The sequence below is a fragment of the Pseudomonadota bacterium genome (genome assembly GCA_010028905.1).
Taxonomy (GTDB): Bacteria; Vulcanimicrobiota; Xenobia; order RGZZ01; family RGZZ01; genus RGZZ01.
Map to the genome: position 1 here is coordinate 1 of RGZZ01000715.1, position 1824 is coordinate 1824.

The window sequence follows — 1824 nt, forward strand, 5'->3', positions numbered from 1 at the left end:
GGTGTCTCACCTATCATAGGCACAGCGGGCGGCGCGGTGCTGCCCGTCCCAATCGCGATGGTTGAACACCTGACCCGACGCCCGCACCCGCGCAACCTCAGCCAGATCGACGTCAGCATACACCCACTGGGGCAGGTCGAAGGTTCCCGAGGCCAGCACCCCGTCTTCCGGGAAGCCGATGTCGACGGGTGTATACACCCCCGCCTTTCCCGTGCTCACGTCGACCGCGGGAGACCACTCGGCGGTGCCCACAAGGGGCGCCTGCACCACGTAGCACTGGTTCTCGAGAGCCCGCGCCTGGCAGCCGATGCGCACCCGCCAGTAGCCAGAGCGGGTGTCGGTGCAGCTGGGCACCGCGATGAGCGTGGCGCCCGCCTCGACCTGGCGTCGGGCCAGCAGGGGAAACTCGCTGTCGTAGCAGATAGCGATGCCCAGACACCCGAACGAGGTCTCGAAGACCTCGAGCGTGTCGCCAGGGCTGATGCCCCACGCCTCGTTCTCGAACCGTGTCATCTGGATCTTGTCTTGATGGCGCACCGTGCCATCAGAGCTGAGCAGGTAGGCGCGGTTGCGGTAGTGCTCGCCGGACACGCGCACGGGGTACGATCCGGCCACGATGTACACGCCGTGTTCGCGGGCGAGCGACCTGAACAGATCGAGAAAGTCGGGCAGGACGCTCTGCAGCGCGTCGAGCTGATAAGACAGCGACGTACGCACCGATTCGGGGAAGAGCGACACCAGCTCCATGCTGAAGTACTCGGGAAACACGAGCAGCCCCGCGCCCTGGGTCGCCGCTTCCGCCACCCAGCGACGCACCTTCTGCGCGTAGGCATCGAATGAGGCATGAAAGCCCACATCATACTGGGCGGCGGCTACGCGCACGCGACTCATGCGTTCACCTCGGTGCGCAGCGATTTCACCCAGAAGACCATGGGCTTCGGCGTCTCTTCATCGTCATCGAGATCTTTCCAGGCGAAGGTGGTGCGCAGCATCGGTTGCTCGGCGTAGCCCTGGCGGCGCCACACCACATCGAGGGGTCTGTATCCCAAGGGGCGGCGCGGATGATCGGGCGGCCGCTGCACGCAGCAGAACGTGCTCGCATCGAAGCGCCCGAGGCGCCGCGCATGGTCTTCTCGGGCGCGGAAGAGGTGCGGATACACGCCACGCCCTCGATGCGCGGGCAGCAGCACCGACTCCGCGCAGTAGAAGTAGCGGGCGGGGTCGTGACCCGCGTTGACGAACGGCTGCGTGAAGTCAGGCGTCTCGGCGTCGAGGGGGAGCCCGGTCGACGCCCCCACAGCGGTATCGCCGTCGAGCACAAGGGCCACGATGCTCTCGGCGCAGTCGGCGTAGGTCTGCAGGTAGCGCTGCTCGTATGCGAGGCTACCGTCGTAGAGGTAGGGGAAATCTCGGAACACCGTGATTCGAAGCCGTGCCAGCTCGGGCAGGTAGCGCGCGAGCTCGGGCTCCTGCCCGCCAAAGGTGAGCAGGGTGAGGCCGCTGCCCAGCGTCTCGCGCAACGCCATCAGCGACTCACCTGGGCGATCCAGTCTTGAAGGTTGTAGTAGTTGGTGATGCGCGCCACCCTGCCGTCGTGCACCGTGAAGAACGCCCCCACGGGCAGGCGGTAGCGCTGCCCTCGCGCCTCAGGCAGCCCCTCGTCGGTGACGAGGTACTCACCCTCGATGACGAGCTCGGCAGCAGCGCGGGCGCCGTCGCTGCTGGTCATGATCATGAGGTCGACCGCCTGCTCGCGGTAGTGGCGGTTCATGCGGTGCATGAACGCGCCGAACGCCTGAATGCCGTGCTCGCTGCCCCCCTGGT

Annotated in this window: 3 protein-coding genes; all 3 read right to left on the minus strand. The window is 66.7% G+C overall.

Features of this window, described 5'->3' with window-relative positions; translation table 11 throughout:
• Positions 1-6 precede the first annotated feature (6 nt).
• The gene (locus tag EB084_24630; protein ID NDD31450.1) at positions 7-891 is read right to left on the minus strand and encodes an amidohydrolase; all 885 of its coding nucleotides are present in this window, start codon (positions 889-891) and stop codon (positions 7-9) included.
• Positions 888-1526: a GNAT family N-acetyltransferase gene (locus tag EB084_24635; protein ID NDD31451.1), complete on the minus strand. Its 639-nt coding sequence runs from the start codon at positions 1524-1526 to the stop codon at positions 888-890. Before EB084_24635 ends, EB084_24630 begins: the two co-directional genes overlap by 4 nt.
• Positions 1526-1824, minus strand: a 299-nt coding sequence (locus EB084_24640; protein NDD31452.1) for an isopropylmalate/homocitrate/citramalate synthase, incomplete at its 5' end; no start/stop codon positions are given. The genes EB084_24640 and EB084_24635, both read right to left, overlap by 1 nt.

Coding starts and splice junctions, on each gene's coding strand:
- EB084_24630 (NDD31450.1), bottom strand. CDS start 891: ATGAGTCGCGTGCGCGTAGCCGCCGCCCAGTATGATGTGGGCTTTCAT.
- EB084_24635 (NDD31451.1), bottom strand. CDS start 1,526: ATGGCGTTGCGCGAGACGCTGGGCAGCGGCCTCACCCTGCTCACCTTT.